We start from the raw sequence: 20,970 nt of genomic DNA on the forward strand, positions 1-20,970 counted from the left end.
GCGAGTCGGCGCGCAGATACGCATCGCCACTTCCCATCACCGAAGCCGAGCTGTCGAGCTGAAGGACGAAGGGCAGACTCGTGAGCGCCACCTGCACATCGTAGGTGGGTAAACTCTCGCCGAAGGCAAATACGGCGTCGGCGAGCGCCGATTGCGTCAGCAGTGTCTTGAGTGTCGCCGGGACCTGTAGGAGCACGCGCGCGCCAGACGTGCGTAGCACCGGCACATAGCGCGCAAACTGAATCGTGTCACCGAATCCCTGTTCCGCGTGTACAAGGATGGTGCGACCGGCGAGCGGCTCGCCCTGCCAGGCCGGAGCCTGCCAGGTGCGGCGTTGCCCGTCGAGCAGCGCCGTGTGACCACGCCACTCATACTCCTGCCACCCCTCGCGCCAGCGCGCCTGCGCGAGCAACGACACGGCGAGATTGAGGTGTGCGCCGGCATCGTGTGGCTCGCGCTCGATCGCGGCACGCGCCTCGGCCTCCGCATCAGTGTAGGCGTCGAGGAAGTTGAGTACGGCGACGCGGTTCGCACGGGCGTCGCGATGGGCCGGATCGAGCTCGAGGGCGCGCACGTAGGCAGCATCGGCCTCGGCGACACGGCCACACGTCTGGAGCGCGCGCCCGTACCCGTACCAGGTCATGGCGTTGGCATCCGGTGCCGCCACCGCGCGCTTGAACGGCGCAACGGCGTCACCGGCCCGGCCAGCCGCGATGAGCGCATTGCCGTAGTTGATCTGGATAGGGGCGGCCTGCGGGAGCTCGCGCGCGAGCGGCTTGAGCAGCGCAAGCGCCCCCGCCGCGTCCCCCGACTCGAGGCGCAATACGCCCAGCGCGTTCCGCACACCCACGTGCCGCGAATCCAGCGCATGCGCCCGCGCGAGCAGCGATATGGCGGTCGTACGATCGCCGCTGCGCGCCGCCGTCAGTGCATCGCCGAGCAACGCCGCGGCGGCCGTCGCCGGCTTCGCCATGCGCGCGTCAGGCTGACGGCGAATCGGCGTCGGCGCGGAGCGGATAGCTGCCGAGGGCCATCGGCCGCTGCATCGCGTGCGCCTCGTCGCGACTGACCACCTGCATCGCGACGTGAGTACGAATGTTGATCACGATCGGCGCGCGGAAGTTGCCCGTCACCGTGCCGCCCTGTGCCGTGGGGAGGGCGAGCATCACGAGCGCCAGCGCGTCTTCGGGCGCGTCGATGCCCAATGTCCTGCGCTCCTTCTCGCCGAGGTCCACCACATAGCCGGCGTCGACGACAAAGGGGTCGGCCACCACAAAGGTGGTGGCGTCGTCCCCCGTCGACTGCAGCCACCAGATGCCGTCGCGCGCGGCCGGCCGCAGCGCGTACGATCGCTGATCGGCGAAGCCCCACAGCGGCGCACAGAACGCGATGGCGAGTTCGCCGGCGCCCGGCGTATAGGAGGTGGAGGAGGTATCGGTGCCCTGGGGCTCGGTTGCCATGGATGTGGCGCTCACGGACATCAGAGGTAATTGGCGAGACTGAGGCCAAGAATGCGCGAAGTTGCACTCATGGCTGCCTGATACAGAGTCTGCTTGCCGACCAGCTCCACCATCGCCTTGTCGATTTCGGTGTCGCGGAGGTCGGCGCGATACTCCGTGAGGTTCATCTCCATGACATCGAGATTCACCTTCGCGCTTTCCATTTCGTTGATGCGCGCCCCGTTCTTCCCGACGAGCGCTTGCACCTTGTTGCTGGAGCCGGTAAGTCGGTCGGCCGCCGCCTGAATGGCAGTGCGGTCATTGTTCCCCAACGCAGTGGACAGCGCGCGCAGCGCATCGAGCGCGTCGGTATCAATGAAGACTTCGGTGGCGTTGTGGTTCGGCGTGACGAACTTGCCGTCTCCCACCTCGAGCGTGAGGTTGCCGCTCGGATTGACCGAATTGCCGCCCCCATCGGTCAGGCGCGAGAAGCTGCCGGTGGTCGGCGCCGGGGTCTGAAGGGGGGGCTCTCCGGCTCGGGTGCCACCGAACAGGTATTCGTCGGCAAAGCGGGTGTTGCCGAGATCGGCAGCGAGATTGATCAGCTGGTCGACTTCCTTCTTCACCGTCAGCCGCGATTCGGCACTGGCCGTAGCGTTGGACTGGCTGACCCCGAGCTCGATGGCGCGCGTGAGCGAATTGCCCAGAAGATTGAGCGCCGTCTCTTCCGCCTGCGCCCGGTTGATCCCGGTATCGGCATTCCGGCGGAACTGCGTAATGGCCCGCATCGAGCTGCCGAGGCGCACCAGCTGCCAGGCGTCCGTCGCATTGTCCGACATCTTCCGGATCTTCACGCCGGTGGCGATGTCGTCACGCACACGATCGATCCCCTGCATGCTCTGCTGCAGGCGGAGTTGACTCCGTGCGATGATGATCGAGTTGGAAACGCGCATGAACACCCGGGGTGAGCGAAAGCGGCAAGACCGGTAGCCCCGGTCCCGGATCGGAACAGGGCGGAAACCACCTGAGAGTATCGACCCCCCCAGGTACCACTTAACCGACCAGCACCACATGCAAGGGGTGCGCCACGCCGCTCCGGCCGGATCGTCCAGAGGCTAGTTGACTCAACGGCAAGGGTTTGCGTCAGGAAACCTTTAGCGTTTTCTTCGGTAGGCGGCTAAATTTGCCGGGTACGAAATTCCGCGCGCCCCTCCCTTTCCGTTCCATGGCCACGATTCTGTACGTCGATGACGAACCCGCGGTCGGCCTGATTCTCGAGGACTCCCTCGCGCAATCCGGTCATTCGCCTGTGGGGGCGCGCAGTGTTCCGGAAGCGCTGCTGATCCTGGAGCGGGGCGGTATCGACCTCATCATCTCCGACTACAGAATGCCGGGGCTGACGGGGCTCGAATTCCTGCAGTTGCTGGCACGGGAAGGGTACGATATCCCGCTCATCATGCTCACCGGGCATGCGAGCATCGAACACGCTGTGGCCAGCATCAAGGCCGGCGCCATCGACTATATCACCAAGCCGGTTCGTCCCCAGCAGCTCGAACTGGCCGTCGACCAGGCGCTGGAGTTCGTGCGCCTGCGCCGCGAGAACGAGGCCCTCCGCAAGGAGGTCATGCAGTTCCGCAATGAGCGGCAGATCATCGGCGACTCGCCCACGATCCGCCGGATCATGCAGACGGTGAGCATGGCCGCCCCCACCCGCGCCACGGTGCTGCTGCAGGGGGAGTCCGGGACCGGTAAGGAGCTGTTTGCCCGCGCCATCCATGACCAGTCGGAGCGCCGCGACAAGCCATTCATCAAGCTCAACTGCGCCGCGCTCCCCGAGGGGCTCATCGAATCCGCCCTGTTCGGGCACGAAAAGGGGGCTTTCACGGGCGCCATCAAGCGGGTCGAAGGCGCTTTCGAACGGGCCAACCGCGGCACGCTGCTGCTCGACGAAGTCTCCGAAATGCGGCTTGACCTTCAGGCCAAGCTGCTCCGTGTCCTGCAGGAACAGGAGTTCGAGCGCGTGGGCGGAACGGCGCCCATCAAGGTGGATGTCCGCATCGTCGCCACCACCAACCGTGATTTGGCCATGGAGGCCGATCACGGGACGTTCCGACAGGACCTCTACTATAGACTGAGCACGATCCCGGTGCTCATCCCGCCCCTGCGTGATCGCCCGGAGGACATCCCCGTGCTGGCGCTCCGGTTCGCGATGCGCGTGGCGGCAGAGCTGGGGAAGAAGATCGATGGTCTGTCGCCCGACGCCCTGGAGGCGCTCCAGCAGTACCCGTGGCCAGGCAACGTGCGCGAGCTGCAGCACGTGATCGAGCGGGCGGTGATTCTCACCCCCGACCCCATCATCCAGCCGCACTGCCTCGAGGGCACCCGGTTCGGGCTGGCGCATTCCCTAGGGGCGCCCAACATGCGCCCGCGGGCCTTTGCCACCCCGGGCATCGGGGGGGGTGGCGCCGTCCTCGCGGTCTCCGGCGCCATGGCCGCCCCTGGGGCCGCCGGCGTCGGCGGCGCACCGGCGGCGGGCGGCGGCAGCGGCAGCGGCATCGCCCTCACCTCCCTCAATGTGGCCGACGCCGAGCGGGTGCTCATTCAGCACGCGCTCCAGGCGGCGGATAACAACCGCACCAAGGCCGCAGAACTCCTGGGCATCAGCGTGCGCACCCTGCGCAACAAGCTGAACGGTCCCGGCAAGGACGGCGACGAGGAGTAGGCGGGGTACCGCATTCGCATTAAACTCGCGCGCCCCACGTGCCGATAATGCCACGGGAGCGGTTGAGAGGGGCCTGAGCCCCCTTCGCTCCCAAGGCGCGGCCGATTTCTGGCCCGACCGGCACGTGTTGCCGGGCAAGCGCCACCTTTCCACACGGCAACTTGGATCACTGGCCTACCGGCAAAACATTCCGTTTTGCCGGCGTTTTGAGCGCCCGGCACTTCCTACCTCCCGAACATCCCCCACCGCGCGAACGTCATAAGCTGTTGCAGTTATTGATCTTGTAATAAATCTGGCGCAGCCACGACCGTTTGGCCCGTCCATTGCTTTTGTCGGTACCGGATTCGCTCGCCCTTTCACTCCGGTACCTCAGATGCTCTTCGGACTCATCGATCGCACCACCAGCGCCACGACCCTCAAGGGGTCGCTCGACCGTAGCGTCGAGCGCTCGCGCGGCATCGCTGATCGCGTCTCCAAGGCCACCCTGCAGAACGGTGATGGCTTTGCCCTCGAGGCCAAGGCGGGAACGCCCCAGCCCCAGGCCAATCCCGTCAACGTGGAAGACGAAATGGTGGCGCTCGCCGACGAACAGCTCCGCTTCCTCGCGACGTCGCGCCTCCTCGAAAAGACCTATCAGTCGCTCCGCACCGCCATCAAGGGAGGTAACAGCTGATGCCGATCAACCCGATCCGGCAGCCCGCGCTGCTCCCCATCCCCGGCCAGCAGGTCGTGCGCCCCATGTTCAAGAGCATGGGCATCGCCGCCAGCGGCATCTCGGCGCAGCGCCAGCGCATGGAAGTGATCGCGCAGAACATCGCCAACGCCGACGTCACGCGCGGCCCCGACGGACAGCCGTACAAGCGTCGCGACGTGGTGCTCGAAGCCGCCACCTCGCAGAACGCCCTCTTCAATCCCGGTAACCCGGCCGCTCAGGCCATGGGATCGAGCAAGGCCACCGGTGTCTTCGGCTCCCCCGCCTTCGACGTGCCCCTCACGAGCGACGGCCCCAAGGCGATCGAAGTGCCGGTCATCGGCGCCCAGAGCGCGGGCACCGCGCCCGTCGGTGGTGAGTACGGCGTGCGCGTGGCGGGCATCGCGGAAGATCAGGGAGAAGGCCGCCTCGTCTACGAACCCGGCCACCCCGATGCCAACGAAGCCGGCTACGTGCGCTACCCCGACATCGACACCACGCAGGAGCTCGTGAAGCTCATGGACGCCAAGCGCATCTACGAAGCCAACGCCGCGGTCTTCACCACCGCGAAGTCGATGCTCCGCGCCGCGCTCGACATCTGAACGACCCGCTCGTGTAACCGCCTGTTGCGGCGGGTTCGGGATTCGGTGCGAGGTCACTTCCTCCTCCTCCTCTCCGACACCGCATCGAGTCCCGACCCGCCGCTCCTTCTTCTCGCAGCACACCGCAGCACACCCGACGTCCACCGACCATGAGCATCAACGGTATCAACTCCACTCCGCTGCTTCCCAACCTCGGCGCCACGCGCACCGAGGCCGCGCGTACGCAGAGCGCCGGCAACAACGGGGTGGCCGCGCAGCAGGGACTCACGCAGGCCCGCACGGCCAACGCACTCAAGCCGCAGACGCCCATCGCCGGCCAGGGTGCGACGCAGTCAGCGGTTCCCGCCGAAGCCCCAGCCGGTACCGACCCCGCGCTCTGGAGCGTGCTCACCGCCGAAGAACGGAACTTCTTCGCGAAGACGGCGAGCCTCGGCCCACTCACCTACAGCCGCTTCAAGGAAGCGACGACTGCGCAGACGCCTCCGGCGGCGCGCGGTGTCCGCCTCGACGTGCGCGCATAACGCGAATCGCGTAATCCACGGACCACAGACGCTCGGTTTCTCCGAATCCCCCCATGCAGACCCGTCTCGATCTCTACACACGCAACCTCACGCTCGGTCAGGACAAGGCGCTTACCACGCCCGTCCAGATCACGGGTGAGAGCAACAACAGCTTCGGCGACACGCTCACGCGGGCGCTCAACGAAGTCTCCGACGCGCGCGATTACTCGAGCGATCTCACCAAGCGATTCGCCAACGGGGAAAACGTGGAGCTGCATCAGGTGATGGCCGCGAGCGAAGAAGCCGGTATCGCCCTCGACATGGTCATCGAGCTGCGGAACAAGGTCGTCGAGGCCTACCGTAGCGTCATTGCCATGCAGTCCTGAGCCCCGACGCCACCATGAACTCCCTCTTCGATTCCATCATGGGCCGTCTCGGCGGCGGCCGTCAGGCGACGATCATCACGATCGGCGTGCTGGTGACCGCGCTCGTGTTCGGCGTGTCGCGCTGGGCAACCGCCCCCACGATGGTCCCGCTCTACGCGGACGTGCCGGTGGAGCAGGTCAAGGCGATGACCGACAAGCTTACCGAGTCGGGCATCGCGTACGAACTCGATCGCACCGGCACCACGATCCTGGTGTCGAACAACGATCTCGCCCGCGCCCGCGTGGACCTCGCCGCCGGCGAGACGCCCAACGCCGGCCGCCCCGGTCTCGAGCTGTTCGACAAGCCCACGTGGGGCATGACGGACTTCACGCAGAAGGTCAACTACCGCCGCGCGCTCGAGGGCGAACTCGAACGCACCATCGGCAAGATGAAGAACGTCGAAGCGGTGAAGGTCCACCTCGCCATCGAGGACGAGAAGGTCTTCAAGAACGACGACCGGCCGAGCAAGGCGAGCGTGACGCTCACCATGCAGGGCGGTGATCGTCCCGCGCAGGAAACCGTGCAGGGCATCGCGCAGCTCGTTGCGAGCAGTGTGGGTGGGCTCGAACCCGAGCACGTCACCGTCGTGGACGAGCGCGGCCAGGCGCTCACGATGCAGGACGAAGGCTCGCTCGCCGGGCTTTCCAGCCGCCAGCTCGCCGTGCAGAAGGAAGTCGAGACCTACATGGAGGAGAAGGCGAACAAGCTGCTCTCCAGTCTCGTCGGCAACGGCAACGCGCGCGTGCAGGTCGCGGCCGTCATCAACTTCGACAAGGTCGAGCGCACCGTCCAGGCGGTGGATCCCGAGAAGCAGGCGCTCGCCACCGAACAGAAGGCCGAAGTCACGCCCAGCTCACCGCAGCAGGGTGCCGGCTACAGCACGTCAGCCACGTCGTATGAGAACACCAAGAGCGTGGAAAGCTTCAGCGGCGCCATCGGCAACGTGAAGAAGCTCACCGTGGCCGTGCTCGTGGCCGACAAGGTCACCTTCCCCGCCGCGCCCGCTGCGCCCGCCGCTGACACGACCGCGCCGGCCGACAGCACGAAGGCCGCTGCACCGGTCGCGCTCCCCGATCCCATCATCACCGCACGCACGCCGGAAGAAATCGCGCGCATCGAAGCCCTCGTGCGGAACGCGCTCGGTGTGGATAGCACCCGCGGGGACATGATCTCCGTGGTGAGCGCTCCGTTCGACATGCCGACGCCCGCTGTTGCGCAGGCCGATACCGCCATCGCGCCGCAGGACCTCATCGGCAAGATCCAGGCGAACCCCAAGCCGGTCGTTGCCATTGCCGCCCTGGTGGTGCTGCTCGTCCTCGGACTCGCCGCCGTCTTCATGCTCCGCCCGAAGAAGCCGAAGCAGGTGGCTGCACCGCAGCTCCCCGACGCCCTGCCGCCCGGCAGCGGCTACGCCGAACTGCCCGCCAGCACGCAGATGCAGATGGCGATGCAAGAGCTCGGCGACGGCGAGGAGGAAAGCGACGAGGAAGAGGTCGAAGCGCGTCGCGCGCCGATCAAGCTCCCGCCGGTGCCGACGACCCCCGAACGCGAACAGGCTATCGCCACCGTGGAGCAGCGCCCCGATGCCGCGCTCCGTGTGACCCGTCAGTGGCTTCGCCAGTAAATCGCGGTGACATCCATGATCGCCCTCTCGAAGAACGCTTCCGATCGCTGGGCCCCAGACCGTCTGACGGGACGTCAGAAGGTGGCCATCGTCTGCATGGCCATCGGGTCCGAAGCGGCCGCCTCGCTCACGTCGCAGCTGAACGCCGAAGAAGCCGAAATCGTCGCGCTGGAAATGGCGCAGCTGGATCGCGTACCGCCCTCCACGGTCGACGCGGTGCTCAACGAATGGCTCGAAACGACGCTCGGCGTGGATTCGCTCAGCGCCGGCGGCGTGGAATTCGCCAAGGACGTCCTCGAAAAGGCCTTCGGGCCGGCCAAGGCGCAGCAGATCCTCAAGCGCATTCAGGGACAGCTCGCCGACAGCGACCGTTTCGGCCGGCTGCGTCGTGCCGATCCGCAGCAGCTCGGCAACACCCTGCGTGGTGAACACCCGCAGACCATCGCGCTCATTCTCGCGCACCTCGATCCCGCCCACGTGGCGGCGATCATCCGCGAGTTCGACCCGGCGATCGGTGGTGAGGTGATGTTCCGCATCGCCAAGATGGAAAAGGTGTCGCCCGAGATGATTTCGCTCGTCGAACGTGCCATCGGCAACGAGGCGGATCTCGCCTTCTCGGCCGGCATGAGCAGCGTCGGTGGCCCGGCCGCCGTGGCCGCGGTCCTCAACCTCGTCAGCAGCTCGCTCGAAAAGGAAGTGCTCGACCTGGTCTCCGAGAAGGATCCGCATCTCAGCGACCAGATCAAGAATCTCATGTTCGTCTTCGAGGACCTCTCGACGCTCGACGACAAGTCGCTGCAGCGCCTGCTGCGCGAGGTGGACGTCAAGCAGCTCGCCCTCGCCCTCAAGGCGGCGAGCCCCGACCTCAAGGCGAAGATCATGGGCACCATGTCGCAGCGCGCCGTGGCTGGCCTCAAGGAAGAGATGGAGTTCCTTGGCCCGGTCAAGATGCGCGACGTCGAAGCGGCGCAGACCGATATCGTCAGCAAGGTCCGCGCACTCGAGGAAACCGGCGAGATCGTGCTGAGCGCGGGTACCGACGATGTCATCGTCTGATCCGCATCGCATGAACGCCACCCCGTGGTCCCTCGATGAGTTCGTAGCGCACGACGTGTTCTTCACGTCGGCGCCAGAGTCCGACGAGACGCCGGCCACCCCCGGCGTCGACGTCGCCGCTCTGGAGGCCAACTTCGAACTGCGCCTGCAGGCCGAGCGCGCCCGCATCGAAGCCGACGCCTACGCGCGTGGCCTCGCCGATGGGGAGCGCGCCGCGCGTGCCGGGCTCGAGCAGCCGCTGCAGGCCGCACTCGACATGCTCACCGCGGCCGCACAGTCGGTGCAGCTACACGAGGCGCGCTGGCTCAACAACGTGGAAGAGAACATTGCCGCCATCGCGGTCAGCGTGGCGCGGCATATCGTGCAGCGGGAAGTCGAGCGCGATCCCACCTTCGTGGCGACGCTCGTAAACAACGCGCTCGCGCAGTATCCGATCGATCAGGAAATCATCATTCGCGTGTCGCCGGACGATCTGGCCACGTGCCGCGCCGTCATCGACAGCGACACCGACGGCGCGCGCAATCTGCGCTGGATCGGCGATGCGAGCATTGCCCGCGGCGGCTGTCTCACCGAAGGACGTGAGCGCATCATCGACGGGCGTGTGGACACCGCGCTCGAACGCGCCTATCGCACCATCGCGCAGATCCAGGCCTGAGGACGCCGACCATGGTTCCCGCCTACGTCACCCCGGCCCTCGGCACCGAGACCTACTCCCCCGATACGGCAGCGATCGACATCATGCTCGATCGGGTCGCCCGCACCGACCGCTTCGGCGAGTACGGCCGCGTCACACGCGTCGTGGGGCTGGTGGTGGAAGCCACCGGCATCGACGTGGGACTCGGCTCGCTGTGCCGCATCACCAGCCACTCGCGCGACCGCTCCGTGCTCGCCGAAGTGGTGGGGTTCAACGAGCGCAGCGTACTGCTGATGCCGCTGGGCGAACTCGATGGCCTGCACGCGGGCGCGAGTGTGCAGCCGCTCGGCCGCACGTTCGGCGTCGACGTGGGTCCCGGTTTGCTGGGGCGGGTGCTCAACGGCCTCGGCCACCCCATCGACGGCAAGGGCAAGCTCGACACGGTGGAGCGCGTCCCGCTCTCCGCCGAGCCCCCCAATCCGCTGCAGCGTGAAACCATCGAACGCCCCCTGGAAACCGGGGTCCGGGCCATCGATGGACTGCTGACGATCGGCCGCGGCCAGCGCGTGGGAATCTTCGCCGGCTCGGGTGTGGGCAAGAGCACCATGCTGGGCATGGTCGCGCGCCACGCGCAGGCCGACGTGAACGTCATCGCGCTCCTCGGCGAGCGCGGTCGCGAAGTCCGCGAGTTCCTGGAGAACTCACTCGGGGAGGAAGGGCTCGCCCGTTCGGTGGTCATCGTGGCGACCGGCGATCAGGCTGCGCTCGTGCGCGCTCGCGGTGCCCTCGTCGCCACCGCCATCGCCGAATACTTCCGCGATCAGGGCAAGCAGGTCCTGCTCATGGTGGACTCGGTCACGCGCGTCGCCATGGCGTGGCGTGAAATCGGCCTCGCCACCGGTGAGCCCCCCACCACGAAGGGCTATCCGCCCAGCGTCTTCGCCAACCTGCCTCGCCTCCTCGAGCGTGCCGGCAACGGTGAGCGGGGCGGCATCACGGGCATCTACACCGTGCTCGTGGACGGCGACGACTTCAACGAGCCGGTGGCCGATGCCACGCGCTCGATCCTCGACGGGCACATCGTGCTCACTCGGCGGCTCGCCGCGCAGAACCACTTCCCCGCCATCGACGTGCTCGACTCCAAGAGTCGCGTGAAGGACCACATCACGAACGAGCTCCAGCGCCGGTCGGGGAGTGCCATGCTCCGCCTCGAAGCGGCCTTCCGCGAAAAGGAAGACCTGATCATGGTCGGCGCCTATCAGAAGGGGAGCGACCCCTATGTGGACGCCGCGATCGCCTATCGCCACAAGGTCCTCGACTTCCTCCAGCAGCGCCCGGACGAAATCACCCATTACGGCGATACGTACGCGCAGCTGGCCCAGATCGCCGAGGCGATCGAAGCGTCCGTTCGGCGCACGTAGGAGCTGACCCGTGAGCTTCAAGTTCCGCCTGCAGCGCATTCTCGAACTCCGCGAGCAGCACGAGCAGGCCAAGGCCCGCGAGCTCGCCGCCGCGCAGAACATCGCCGAGGAGGCCGCGCAGACCAAGGACGCCCTCGCGGCGTTGCGCGCCGATTCGCATGCCCAGGTGCACGAGGCAGCCCGTTCCGAGACCCGCGTCGGGCATCTCCACCAGCTTGGCACAGTTCTCGCTTCTCTTGATGAGCGACTGGTCGTGGCCACCGACGTGTGCATGGAAGCAGATGCCGGTGTCCACAAGGCCAAACAGATCCTGGAAGAGGCTGCACGAGACCGACGCGTCCTCGACCGACTGAAAGAGCGCCATACGGGTGTATGGCGTGCAGAAGAAGCGGCCCGGGACCGGGTGCAGATGGACGAAGTCGCACTCACCCAGTTCGCACGCAAGCAGGAAGAAAAGAACACGCACTCGGCAGAGAATGCCGGGTAACCCCTCTGGGTGACCCCTCCACGACCGGAATGATGCGATGAAGGCGATGATCATCCCGATAGCCATCGGACTGCTGGCAGGACTCGGCGGCGGCTCGGGCTACGCATACATGAAGCAGTCGGCCAAGTTCGTCGTCGATTCCACCCTGGCGGTGGAAAAGGCGAAGGCGAAGGCCGACTCGGCCGCGCATGACAGCACGGGCCACGCCGACAGTACCGCACACAACGCCACCGACAGCACGGCGCTCGCCGAGCAGGTGCCGATGACACCGGCCGACAGCTTGCGCGCCGTCGAGGCCGCCCGCCAGCACGGTGAGGCATCGGCCGCGGGCTCGCATGCCGCGACGCCGGCCGCCCCGGCCAGCGAAAGCCACGCGCCGGCCAAGGGTGCGTCAGCCGCGGCATCGCACGCCCCCGCATCCAAGGCCGAGGCGAAAGCCGAAACGAAGGCGACGTCGACCAGCACCGCCGCCACGCAGGTAAAGGACGCCCGCGATCAGGCGCTGCAGACGGCGCTCCCCGAAGCGCGCCTCGCCAAGATCTTCGGCGCCATGGCCGCCAAGGATGCCGCCAAGGTGCTCGATCAGATGACCGACGGGGACATCCGCGCCATCCTCTCGCAGATGAACGACCGCCAGGCGGCGTCCATTCTCTCCGCCCTCCCGGCTGCCCGCGCAGCGTCCATCACCAAGGGTGCCGTCAAGCCATGAGTGCCATGAACGTGTTTCAGGCGGTGAATCGCCCGGCTCCGCGCGTGCCCGCCCCCCGCACCGAGCGTGTGCAGCGCGACGAGCGGGTGCGCGATACCACCGATAGCGACAAGAACGACGACAAGGCGCGCATCACCAAGGCGGACTTCGCCCAGCTGCTCGCGCTCCTCTCAGCGCAGAGCGACGGCGTTCGTGCGGACCTCGTGAAGCCGTTGCCCGAAGCGGGAGCGTCGCTGGTGGATGCCCTGCTCGACGGCGCGATGCTGGACGGTGAGGCGGCGGCGACCGCCGACGGCGTGTCGGCCACCGAAGCCGAAGCGGCGCTGCGCAACGGCCTGCTCAAGATGCAGCGTGCCGACCGTGAGGATGTGGTGGATCTCGCCGCCTATGCAAAGGCGCGGGAGGCTCGTCTCTCCGGCCTGGGCGGCATCGGCGGAGCGGTGGCCAATGCCACCGGACAGGACAATGCCCTCGATGCCCTGTCGCGCGTGGCCGCCCGTCGTGGCACCTCGCTCGAGCAGCTGCTCGCCGTAGGAGACGCACGCGGCGCCGACGCACGGGCGGCCCTCGACGCGATCCTCTCGCAGGCGGGCACAGCCACGGGCTTCAAGCTGGCCAATGCCGCCAGCGACAAGCGCTCGGCCAAGGACATCGCCCAGGAGATCCTCAGCGAGATCGACGGTCGTGGACTCGCCGGCGAGAGCGACGAATCGTCTCGGATCAACGGACTGATGAACGCGCGCAGCCATGCGGCCGACGCCGCGCTCGCCCATTCGGCAGCACTCGCGGCGGCCACGGCGGCCAGCGCGGCCAACCCGGCCTCGCCCGTCAAGAATCTCGAAGCGGTTTCGCCCGAGCTCCGCGGCAAGATGGAGCGGGTGATCGAGCGCATGAAGAACGAATACGGTCACGACGTGCAGGTGGTCGAGACGGCGCGTTCCCAGGAACGGCAGGAATGGCTGTTCGCGCAGGGACGCACCCGCAGCGGCCCGGTGGTCACGTGGACCCGCGACTCGGCGCACACGCGCGGCGAGGCGGTCGACGTGATCGTCGATGGCTCGTGGGACAACGCGGAAGGTTTCGCGCGGCTCCAGCGCATCGCGCGCGAAGAGGGGCTACGCACACTTGGCATGAAGGATCCCGGCCACCTCGAACTGGCCAAGGGGCAGGACCTGCCCAACGATCTCACGGCGCGTGGCGGGAGCATGGGCAATCCGTCGGCAGCCGGCGTGGCGCAGGTGGCGGGTGTGGCGCAGGTGGCCACCGTGGCCGACACCGCGCCCACGGGCAACGCCGCATCAGCGGCCGCCTACACCGCGGTGGCCCAGCAGACGGCACGCCAGGAACAGCTGAACAACGGCAACGCCTTCGGTCGCGGCGAACGCGACGAGCAGGGCAAGTCGCTCGACCATGGCCGCAAGCTCGGACACGAGAAGCGCGCGGCCGAGAGCGCCGACAGCTACAGCGCGTTGCAGCAGAGCGCGTCCGGTACGACGGGTGTCGAACGCAACAGCCAGCCGACGGCCGTGAACACCACCGAGCACGTGGGAAGCACGCAGGCGCAGCGCGTCTCCGACATTCAGGCGCTCCGCGCCGATGCACCGGCCGCGCCGCTCAATCGCATGACGCTCAATATCGACGGCGCCAATGGCGTGAAGCAGCAGGTCACCGTCGATCTGCGCGGTAACGTGGTAAGCACGCAGATCAACACCGATGCGGCGACCGCCGACCGCCTGCGCATGCGCACCGCCGACCTGCAGGATGCCCTCGGCCGTCACGGCCTCGAGAGCGACACGGTGAAGATCAGCGGCATCAAGCCGGCGGACGGTGTCGACCGCGGACACGCGGTGGGCGCCGAGCGCGATGCGCTCAAGGTCGGCTCCACCGCCTCATCGAATGCGCAGGATGGCGCCAACGCCAACGGGCAGCGCGACCGCGCCCCGTCGCGCGACTGGAACCAGGACGAATCGCGTCGCGAGCAGGCATCGCGTGCGCGTGACCAGCGCGAGCAGCGCGATCAGCAGCAGGATCGTCGCCGCCCGCGCCCCGACTTCCTCTTCGGAAATCCGTAATGCTCACAGCGCTTCGCAACACCTACGCTCCAGCGTTCAACACCACCTCGATGCCCGCCACGACCGGGGCGAAAGGCGCGGAACCGCCCGTTGGGCCAGCTGAACCGTCGACGCCCCGCTCGCTGCCGACGAACGCGAAAGGGGCGATGGATCGGGATCAGTTCCTGAAGATGCTCACCGCGCAGCTCAAGAATCAGGATCCGCTCAACCCGATGGACGGCAAGGACATGGCGGCGCAGCTCGCCCAGTTCTCCACCGTCGAGCAGCTGATTCAGATGAACAAGACGCTGTCCGGCCAGCAGAGCAAGGACAGCGAGATCATCGACGCCATCAACAAGCTCGGTGAATCGCAAAGCGCGCGCAGCGACGATCTCGCGCAGCTCATCGAAGGACAGATGGCGATGGCCACCGTCGGCAAGACGGGCGTCACGCCTGGCAATACCGCGTTCGTGGACCGTGATGGCAGCGGCACGATCGTCGTGGACACCGGGGCCCGCACGGGAACCGGCCGTGTCACCGTGACCGATGCCAACGGCAACACCGTGGGTACGGTACAAGTGGATGTCGCCAAAGCCGGCCAGCAGTCGTTCGCACTCGGAGATCTCTTCTCCCCGAAGCTCCCGGCCGGGAAGTACTCGTTCAAGTTCGAGGTCGCAACGGATGGCGGCCAGTTCCAGGCAGTCAAGACGTACACGGCCGGGCGGATCACCGGCATGAAGTACGAGAACGGCAACCCCATCCTGATCATCGGCGACAGTCTGGCTGTACCGATGTCGCAGCTCACGCAAATCCGCGCCTGAGGAACCACCACACATGCTTCGCTCTCTCTATGCCGGCGTCTCCGGCCTGCGCAACAACCAGGTCCGCCTCGACGTCATCGGTAACAACATCGCCAACGTCAACACCGTCGCCTTCAAGGCGGGTCGCGTAACGTTCAAGGAAGGATTCGCCCAGCTCCTGCAGGGTGCGAGCCGTCCGCCTGGCGATCAGGGTGGTATCAACCCCGTGCAGATCGGCCTCGGTATGCAGATCGGCTCCATCGACCAGATCTTCAACCAGGGTAATCTCGAAACGACCGGTCTCAACACCGACGTCGCGATCCAGGGTGATTCGTTCTTCGTCGTGCGAAAGGGCAACCAGAGCTTCTATACGCGCGCCGGCAATTTCCAGGTGGACGCGGAAGGCCAGCTGGTATCGCCGGCCAACGGCTTCATCGTACAGGGGCGCATGTACGACAACGGCCTCCCGCTCGACGGCATTCAGGACATCAAGCTGCCGTTCGGTCAGAAGGTCAGCGCCAAGCCCACGAGCGAAGCGAAGCTCGCCGGCAACCTCAACGCCTCGTCGCCGGTGTTCCAGGGCGACTTCAATGATCCGCTGGTGCGCGCCGACCCGATCAACGAGAAGGCGTGGACCGAGACGCAGATCGGCGTATTCGACTCACAGGGTACGAAGCACGACGTGAAGCTGCAGATGTGGAAGACGGGCCCGAACACGTGGGACTGGAAGATCGATCCCATCGCGTCGGCGCAGACGTTCGAAATCGAGACCGACGGCAACTCGCCGCCGAGTGACGTGGAACTCCCCACGCCGCCGAGCGGGTACGAGATTCTGCCGGAAAACGTGAAGGTCTACAGCACCACGGGTGTCGAGTATCTCTCGCCCGCCGACTTCAGCTTCAGCGCCGGTCCGCCGGCGGCGGTGCAGTTCACGGCGAGCATGCCGGCGAACTCGATGATCAAGGTGGGCTATTTCATGAGCCCGACCACGGCGACGGCGAGCGAGAACACCGGGACGTTCACGTTTGACCAGGCCGGTATCCTCAACACCAACGTGGTCGCCTCGCTGAACTTCGCGGCGCCGGGCGCCAACCCGGTGCGCATCGACCTCAAGCTGGGCGGTGGCGTGAACGGGCTCACGCAGTTCGCGTCGACCGCATCGACCGCCGTGCTGCGCGACCAGAACGGCTACACGGCCGGTACGCTGCAGAACTTCTCGATCGACCGGTTCGGCCTCATCACGGGCTTCTTCACCAACGGCACCACGAACCCGCTTGCGCGTATCGTGCTCGCCGACTTCAACAACCCGTCGGGTCTCCTGCGCATCGGTGACAACATGCTCCAGGAGTCGGCCAATTCCGGCTCGGGCGTGCTCGGGTTCGCCCTCGAAGGCTCGCAGTCGCAGCTCACGAGCGGTGCACTCGAAATGTCCAACGTCGACCTGTCGCAGGAATTCACGAACATGATCGTGGCCCAGCGCGCCTTCCAGGCCAACGGTAAGGTGGTGTCGGCGAGCGACGAGCTCCTGCAGGAACTGATGCAGGTGAAGCGCTAGTAGCCGGTAGTTAGGGGACGGCCTCCGGGAGAACCGGAGGCCGCCTCGACCGGTTTTGCCGTTTATTGGAATGTTCTCCCCGCGGCATTTTCTGCCGCTTCAATGCCTGATAGCGCATTTTGCCGGGTGTCCACCCCCCGTCGCTCAGGTCGGCCAATTCTGCCGATCAACACATAAAGCAATATAATACAACAGGTTAGCAGCGTCACGAACCTCCGCGGGATTCGTGGCACGCCCTCTGCTTCCTACGGGTCCGACGATTTCACCTTCGCCCGTATTGTCTCATGGCCAACGAACCGACTCCAGCAGCGGACGCCGCTGCTCCCGCAAAGCCCAAACTCCCCGTCCTGATCGGCATGGTCGCCGTGGGACTGCTCGTGGGTGGCGCCACCGGCGCTGTCTTCGTGGGACCCATGGTTGTCAAGAAGATGGGCAAGGTCACGCCAGTCGTCGTGGCGGTCGATGGTGAGCACGGCGATGCGGCGGCCGACGGCGAGGGCGGCGATCACGCCGACGCCAGCGCCGACGAAGCGGCCGCCGACGGCGAACACGCCGCACCGAAGGAAGGCGAAGCCAAAGCCGAGGGCGCGGCGGTGCACCTCCTCGAGAACCTCGTGCTCAACCCGGCATCGAGCGGTGGCAGCCGCTTCCTGCTCCTCACCGTCGCGATCGAGGTGGGTACGGCGAAGGCAGGTGAGGACTTCAAGAACCGAGACGCCGAGCTGCGCGACATCATCCTCACGGCGCTCGGAGTGAAGACGGTCGAAGAACTCACCGAGATTGCGCGCCGCGAACAGTTCAAGACCGAACTCAAGACCGCGATCAACGCGAAGTTCGGCAAGAAGGCCGTCAAGAGTCTCTACTTCCCGCAGTTCGTCGTTCAGTAATCCCGCAACACGGCATCGTCTGCGATGAGCTCGGAAACCCTCTCCCAACACGACATCGATCGCCTGCTCGGCGGTGGCAGTCGCGCCAGTGGTACGGCCGGCACCCCGTTCGCGAATGCGGCGCTCGATGTGCAGGTGTACGACTTCCGCCGACCACACCGGGTGTCGAAGGAACGCCTGCGCACCCTGGAAGCCATGTACGAGCGCCTGGTGAAGGCGCTCGAAGCCTGGCTCATCTCGCGCGTGCGCGGCCAGATCGAAGTACGCCTGCAGAGCGTCGAGCAATTCTCCTTCGGTGAGTTCACGCTCTCGCTGCCGATGCCCTGCTCGTCGTACATCTTCGACATCGCGGGTACCGGACAGAAGGGAGTCATCGATATCGGCCCCGAGTTCAGCACCTATGTCGTCGACCGCTTTTTCGGCGGCGAAGGCTCCGGCAACCCGCTCACGCGGGCCCTTACGCCCATCGAGCGCATGGCCGTGCGCAATGTGGCCGACAAGGTATCGTCGCTCCTCCAGGAAATCTGGCAGGACCACGTGCCCTTGGAGCTGAACATCACGGGCTTCGAGTCGTCGCCGGAAATCCTGCAGGTCGTGAACCGCGAAGATCCGGTCCTCGTGGCCAACGTGGAATTCAGCACCGGCAGCGTGAGCAGCCTGCTGCTGTTGTGCCTCCCGTTTTCGGTGCTCGACAAGTTCTTCACGTCGAGCGGTCAGCAGCGACTCGCGCTGCTCGCCACCAACGAACAGGAGCGCGAACAGACCCGGCTGCGCAGTGAAGCCGCGCTGCGCGCCACGAAGGTGCCGCTCACCGCGCGCCTCCCCGACTTCCAGCTCAGCATGCGCGACCTCGCGCAGGTCACCGAGGGGAGCATCATCCCCACAGGCATCCCCAAGGATGCGAAGGTGATTCTCCGTGCCGGTACGCAGGAACGCTTCATCGGTCACGCCGGTCGCGTGAACGGCAATCTCGCGGTGCGCATCATGGACGCGCTCCCTTCCTCCGCTATGACTCCCTGACACACCCGACTCATGAATCCCGCGGAAATTGACGCCCTCGTGGCGAGCGCCCAGGCTGCCAAGGCAGCCGGTCAGCCGATCTCCTCGCTGATGGATGGAGCCGAACCGGCCAGCGCGCCGGCGGCCCGTGCCCCGCAGCTCGCCGACTTCGAACAGACGATGCTGAACAACACCGAAGTGCCGATCGGCATGCTGCTCGATCTCACGTTGCCGGTGTCCATCGAGCTCGGTCGCACGAGCATGATGGTTCAGGAGCTCCTGCGCCTCGGCCGTGGCTCGGTGATCCAGCTCGATCGCCTCGCCGGTGAGCCCATCGACATCTACGTCGGCGAGCGTCGCTTCGCCGAGGGCGAAGTGGTGGTGCTCGGCGAACACTTCGGCGTACGCATCACGCGCGTGCTGGCCAATCCCGGCGCCGTGGGCGCGGCGAACGCGGCGTAACGCGATGACCACCGATTACGTCCCGCCGACCACCTGATTCTCTCGCGTAGACTGCTGCCATGCTGATCGCTTCCCTCGGGGTTCTTGCTGCCCTCGCCTTCGTGCTCGGACTCGGCGCTGTGTGCCTATGGGCACTCAAGCGCTGGGGTATGGGCTCGCTCAAGGCGAAGACGCGCGTGCCGGTGGAAGTCGTGCAGCGTGTGCCACTCGGCCCCAAGACCGGCCTCACCGTAGTGCGCGTAGGCGAAAAGGTCGTCGCGCTTTCCGTGGGAGAAGGTGGGGTGACGACGTTGTTCGAGCTGGCCGAGGATGACCGGCAGCGAGTGATCGCCACGAGCCAGCTGCCCGTACAGCACGCGTCCAGCACCGAAGCGACCGCCGCCTTCGCGCCGCTCGCCCCGGCCAGCTTCGCCAGCAACTTCGGCAAGCTCCTCGGCCAGAACCTGAAGAAGGAGTTCGGGCTCACGACGGATTCCGGGGTGCCCGCGGTCACGGTATCCGCGGTTGAGGTTCCCGCCGTTCACGCGTCCGCCGTCCGTGCTTCCGTAGTCCCGCTGTCTCTGACGGAACCCGCCGAAATCCCCCGGTTCCTCACCGCGCCGCTCACCACGAGCCACGGCGCCCCGGTGACCTATGCGCCGGTGGTCCGGAAGGCGGCGAGCGACACCGACTTTCGCGCCGCGCTCAACATCTCGCTGAGCGGCGCCACGCGCCTGGCTGCCCTCCTGGCCTTCGTGCTCGTGAGCACGGCCGGCACCCTGTCCGCGCAGCCCGCTCCCACGCAGCCCGCCCCCACGCAGCCCGCCCCCGCGCGACCCCAGCAGGCACAGACACAGCAGGCGCAGCCGGCCCAGCCGGCCGCGGCGCCGCTCGTGATCGACGTGCCCAAGCTCGAAATCACGCCGCTCGTCCCCATCACCACGGGTCGCCCCACGCCGCAGCGTCCGACGCCCCGCCTGTCCAACGCCGGCACCATCGCGCCCAACGCGCAGCCGCCGCGGGCCCCGCGCCCGGGGAACGGCGCACAGCTCGCGCCCCAGGCGGCGAGTGCGCGTCAGCCGATGAACAAGGTGGTGGTGGACAGCGCGCAGGACGTACCCCCCAAGGCCCAGAGCGCCACCCCCGCCCCCATTGCCGCCGACGACGCCATCATGCGCATGATGCCGCAGATGGATGTGAAGCTCGGCGGCGACGGCGACAACGGTGGCCTGCGCCTGAACGGCACCGTGGGCATCGTCATCATGATGGGGCTGCTCACGCTGCTCCCCACGCTGTTGCTCATGATGACGGGCTTCACGCGCATCCTCATCGTGCTGCAGTTCCTCAAGCAGGCCATGGGTACACAGAGCGCGCCGCCGGGGCAGCTGCTCGCGGCGATGGCCCTGCTCCTTACCGGCTTCGTCATGGGGCCCACGCTCAGCGAGATGAACCGCACGGCCATCACGCCCTGGCTCGACGGCAAGATGACGCAGGTGGAAATGATGAAGGAGGGCGTCAAGCCGATGCGCGAGTTCATGCTCAAGCAGACGCGCGAAGCCGACGTCAAGACGTTCGTGGAGCTGAGCCGCATGCCCCGCCCCGCGACCGTCGACGAGGTACCGCTGCACGTGCTCATGTCGGCCTTCGTGGCGAGCGAGCTGCGTACCGCGTTCCAGATCGGCTTCGCGATCTACCTGCCGTTCATCATCATCGATGCGGTGGTCGCCAGCGTGCTCATGAGCATGGGCATGTTCATGCTCCCACCAGCCATGATCTCCCTGCCATTCAAGTTGCTGCTGTTCGTGCTGGTCGACGGCTGGAGCCTCACCATCACGAGCCTCGTCCAGAGCTTCAAATAACTGATCAATGACTCTGACCCCGTGAAACCGGGGAGGAGTACGGGTTGTAGGGGTTGATGACGGTCCG

General features: G+C 66.6%; 21 protein-coding genes. 18 read left to right on the forward strand and 3 right to left on the reverse strand.

Annotation, left to right across the window (positions count from 1 at the left end; translation table 11 throughout):
* From ACIQ6O_RS00200 to ACIQ6O_RS00210, 3 genes are all read right to left on the reverse strand, one after another.
* Nucleotides 1-973, reverse strand: a 973-nt coding sequence (locus ACIQ6O_RS00200) for a tetratricopeptide repeat protein (RefSeq protein WP_396205749.1), incomplete at its 3' end; no start/stop codon positions are given.
* Between the two features lie 7 nt (nt 974-980).
* Nucleotides 981-1,460, reverse strand: a complete 480-nt coding sequence (gene fliW / locus ACIQ6O_RS00205; protein WP_396205750.1) for a flagellar assembly protein FliW — start codon at nt 1,458-1,460, stop codon at nt 981-983.
* 20 nt (nt 1,461-1,480) lie between these two features.
* Nucleotides 1,481-2,392, reverse strand: coding sequence for a flagellin (locus tag ACIQ6O_RS00210; protein ID WP_396205751.1), 912 nt, complete (start codon nt 2,390-2,392; stop codon nt 1,481-1,483).
* A 272-nt stretch (nt 2,393-2,664) separates the two neighbouring features.
* Here ACIQ6O_RS00210 and ACIQ6O_RS00215 point away from each other — a divergent pair, with 272 nt between their 5' ends.
* The 18 genes from ACIQ6O_RS00215 to fliP all read left to right on the forward strand — a co-directional run bounded on the left by ACIQ6O_RS00215 (nt 2,665) and on the right by fliP (nt 20,903).
* Complete coding sequence (locus ACIQ6O_RS00215) at nt 2,665-4,161, forward strand: sigma-54-dependent transcriptional regulator (protein WP_396205752.1); 1,497 nt, start codon at nt 2,665-2,667, stop codon at nt 4,159-4,161.
* A gap of 373 nt (nt 4,162-4,534) precedes the next feature.
* Entirely contained in the window at nt 4,535-4,834 is a 300-nt protein-coding gene (locus ACIQ6O_RS00220; RefSeq protein WP_396205753.1) for a hypothetical protein, read from the forward strand.
* Entirely contained in the window at nt 4,834-5,454 is a 621-nt protein-coding gene (locus ACIQ6O_RS00225; RefSeq protein ID WP_396205754.1) for a flagellar basal body rod protein FlgC, read from the forward strand. Before ACIQ6O_RS00220 ends, ACIQ6O_RS00225 begins: the two co-directional genes overlap by 1 nt.
* Before the next feature lie 149 nt (nt 5,455-5,603).
* Entirely contained in the window at nt 5,604-5,975 is a 372-nt protein-coding gene (locus tag ACIQ6O_RS00230; RefSeq protein ID WP_396205755.1) for a hypothetical protein, read from the forward strand.
* Nucleotides 5,976-6,028: 53 nt separating this feature from the next.
* Complete coding sequence (gene fliE, locus ACIQ6O_RS00235; protein WP_396205756.1) at nt 6,029-6,340, forward strand: flagellar hook-basal body complex protein FliE; 312 nt, start codon at nt 6,029-6,031, stop codon at nt 6,338-6,340.
* A gap of 14 nt (nt 6,341-6,354) precedes the next feature.
* A complete protein-coding gene (fliF, locus tag ACIQ6O_RS00240) occupies nt 6,355-8,004 on the forward strand; it encodes a flagellar basal-body MS-ring/collar protein FliF (RefSeq protein WP_396205757.1) in 1,650 nt (549 codons plus the stop codon).
* A gap of 15 nt (nt 8,005-8,019) precedes the next feature.
* On the forward strand, nt 8,020-9,060 hold the full coding sequence (gene fliG, locus ACIQ6O_RS00245) for a flagellar motor switch protein FliG (RefSeq protein WP_396205758.1): 1,041 nt from the start codon (nt 8,020-8,022) through the stop codon (nt 9,058-9,060).
* On the forward strand, nt 9,047-9,715 hold the full coding sequence (locus tag ACIQ6O_RS00250) for a FliH/SctL family protein (RefSeq protein WP_396205759.1): 669 nt from the start codon (nt 9,047-9,049) through the stop codon (nt 9,713-9,715). Before fliG ends, ACIQ6O_RS00250 begins: the two co-directional genes overlap by 14 nt.
* Before the next feature lie 83 nt (nt 9,716-9,798).
* Entirely contained in the window at nt 9,799-11,115 is a 1,317-nt protein-coding gene (locus ACIQ6O_RS00255; RefSeq protein WP_396205795.1) for a FliI/YscN family ATPase, read from the forward strand.
* A gap of 10 nt (nt 11,116-11,125) precedes the next feature.
* Nucleotides 11,126-11,602 (forward strand): flagellar export protein FliJ, encoded by a 477-nt coding sequence (gene fliJ / locus ACIQ6O_RS00260; RefSeq protein ID WP_396205760.1) that lies wholly within the window; start codon nt 11,126-11,128, stop codon nt 11,600-11,602.
* A 46-nt stretch (nt 11,603-11,648) separates the two neighbouring features.
* Nucleotides 11,649-12,311, forward strand: coding sequence for a magnesium transporter MgtE N-terminal domain-containing protein (locus ACIQ6O_RS00265; protein WP_396205761.1), 663 nt, complete (start codon nt 11,649-11,651; stop codon nt 12,309-12,311).
* Nucleotides 12,308-14,383, forward strand: coding sequence for a M15 family metallopeptidase (locus ACIQ6O_RS00270; RefSeq protein WP_396205762.1), 2,076 nt, complete (start codon nt 12,308-12,310; stop codon nt 14,381-14,383). The genes ACIQ6O_RS00265 and ACIQ6O_RS00270 overlap by 4 nt, the downstream gene beginning before the upstream one ends.
* Nucleotides 14,383-15,183 (forward strand): flagellar hook assembly protein FlgD, encoded by an 801-nt coding sequence (locus ACIQ6O_RS00275; protein WP_396205763.1) that lies wholly within the window; start codon nt 14,383-14,385, stop codon nt 15,181-15,183. The genes ACIQ6O_RS00270 and ACIQ6O_RS00275 overlap by 1 nt, the downstream gene beginning before the upstream one ends.
* Nucleotides 15,184-15,196: 13 nt before the next feature.
* Nucleotides 15,197-16,717, forward strand: a complete 1,521-nt coding sequence (locus ACIQ6O_RS00280; protein WP_396205764.1) for a flagellar hook protein FlgE — start codon at nt 15,197-15,199, stop codon at nt 16,715-16,717.
* A gap of 284 nt (nt 16,718-17,001) precedes the next feature.
* Nucleotides 17,002-17,604, forward strand: coding sequence for a flagellar basal body-associated protein FliL (gene fliL / locus ACIQ6O_RS00285; protein ID WP_396205765.1), 603 nt, complete (start codon nt 17,002-17,004; stop codon nt 17,602-17,604).
* Nucleotides 17,605-17,628: 24 nt separating this feature from the next.
* Nucleotides 17,629-18,624 carry a flagellar motor switch protein FliM gene (locus ACIQ6O_RS00290; protein WP_396205766.1) on the forward strand — a complete coding sequence of 332 codons (996 nt, stop codon included), beginning with the start codon at nt 17,629-17,631 and terminating at the stop codon, nt 18,622-18,624.
* 12 nt (nt 18,625-18,636) lie between these two features.
* Entirely contained in the window at nt 18,637-19,065 is a 429-nt protein-coding gene (fliN, locus tag ACIQ6O_RS00295; protein WP_396205767.1) for a flagellar motor switch protein FliN, read from the forward strand.
* Nucleotides 19,066-19,124: 59 nt separating this feature from the next.
* Complete coding sequence (gene fliP / locus ACIQ6O_RS00300; RefSeq protein ID WP_396205768.1) at nt 19,125-20,903, forward strand: flagellar type III secretion system pore protein FliP; 1,779 nt, start codon at nt 19,125-19,127, stop codon at nt 20,901-20,903.
* Nucleotides 20,904-20,970: the final 67 nt, after the last annotated feature.

Origin of the sequence: Gemmatimonas sp., assembly GCF_044345575.1 — a bacterium.
GTDB lineage: Bacteria > Gemmatimonadota > Gemmatimonadetes > Gemmatimonadales > Gemmatimonadaceae > Gemmatimonas.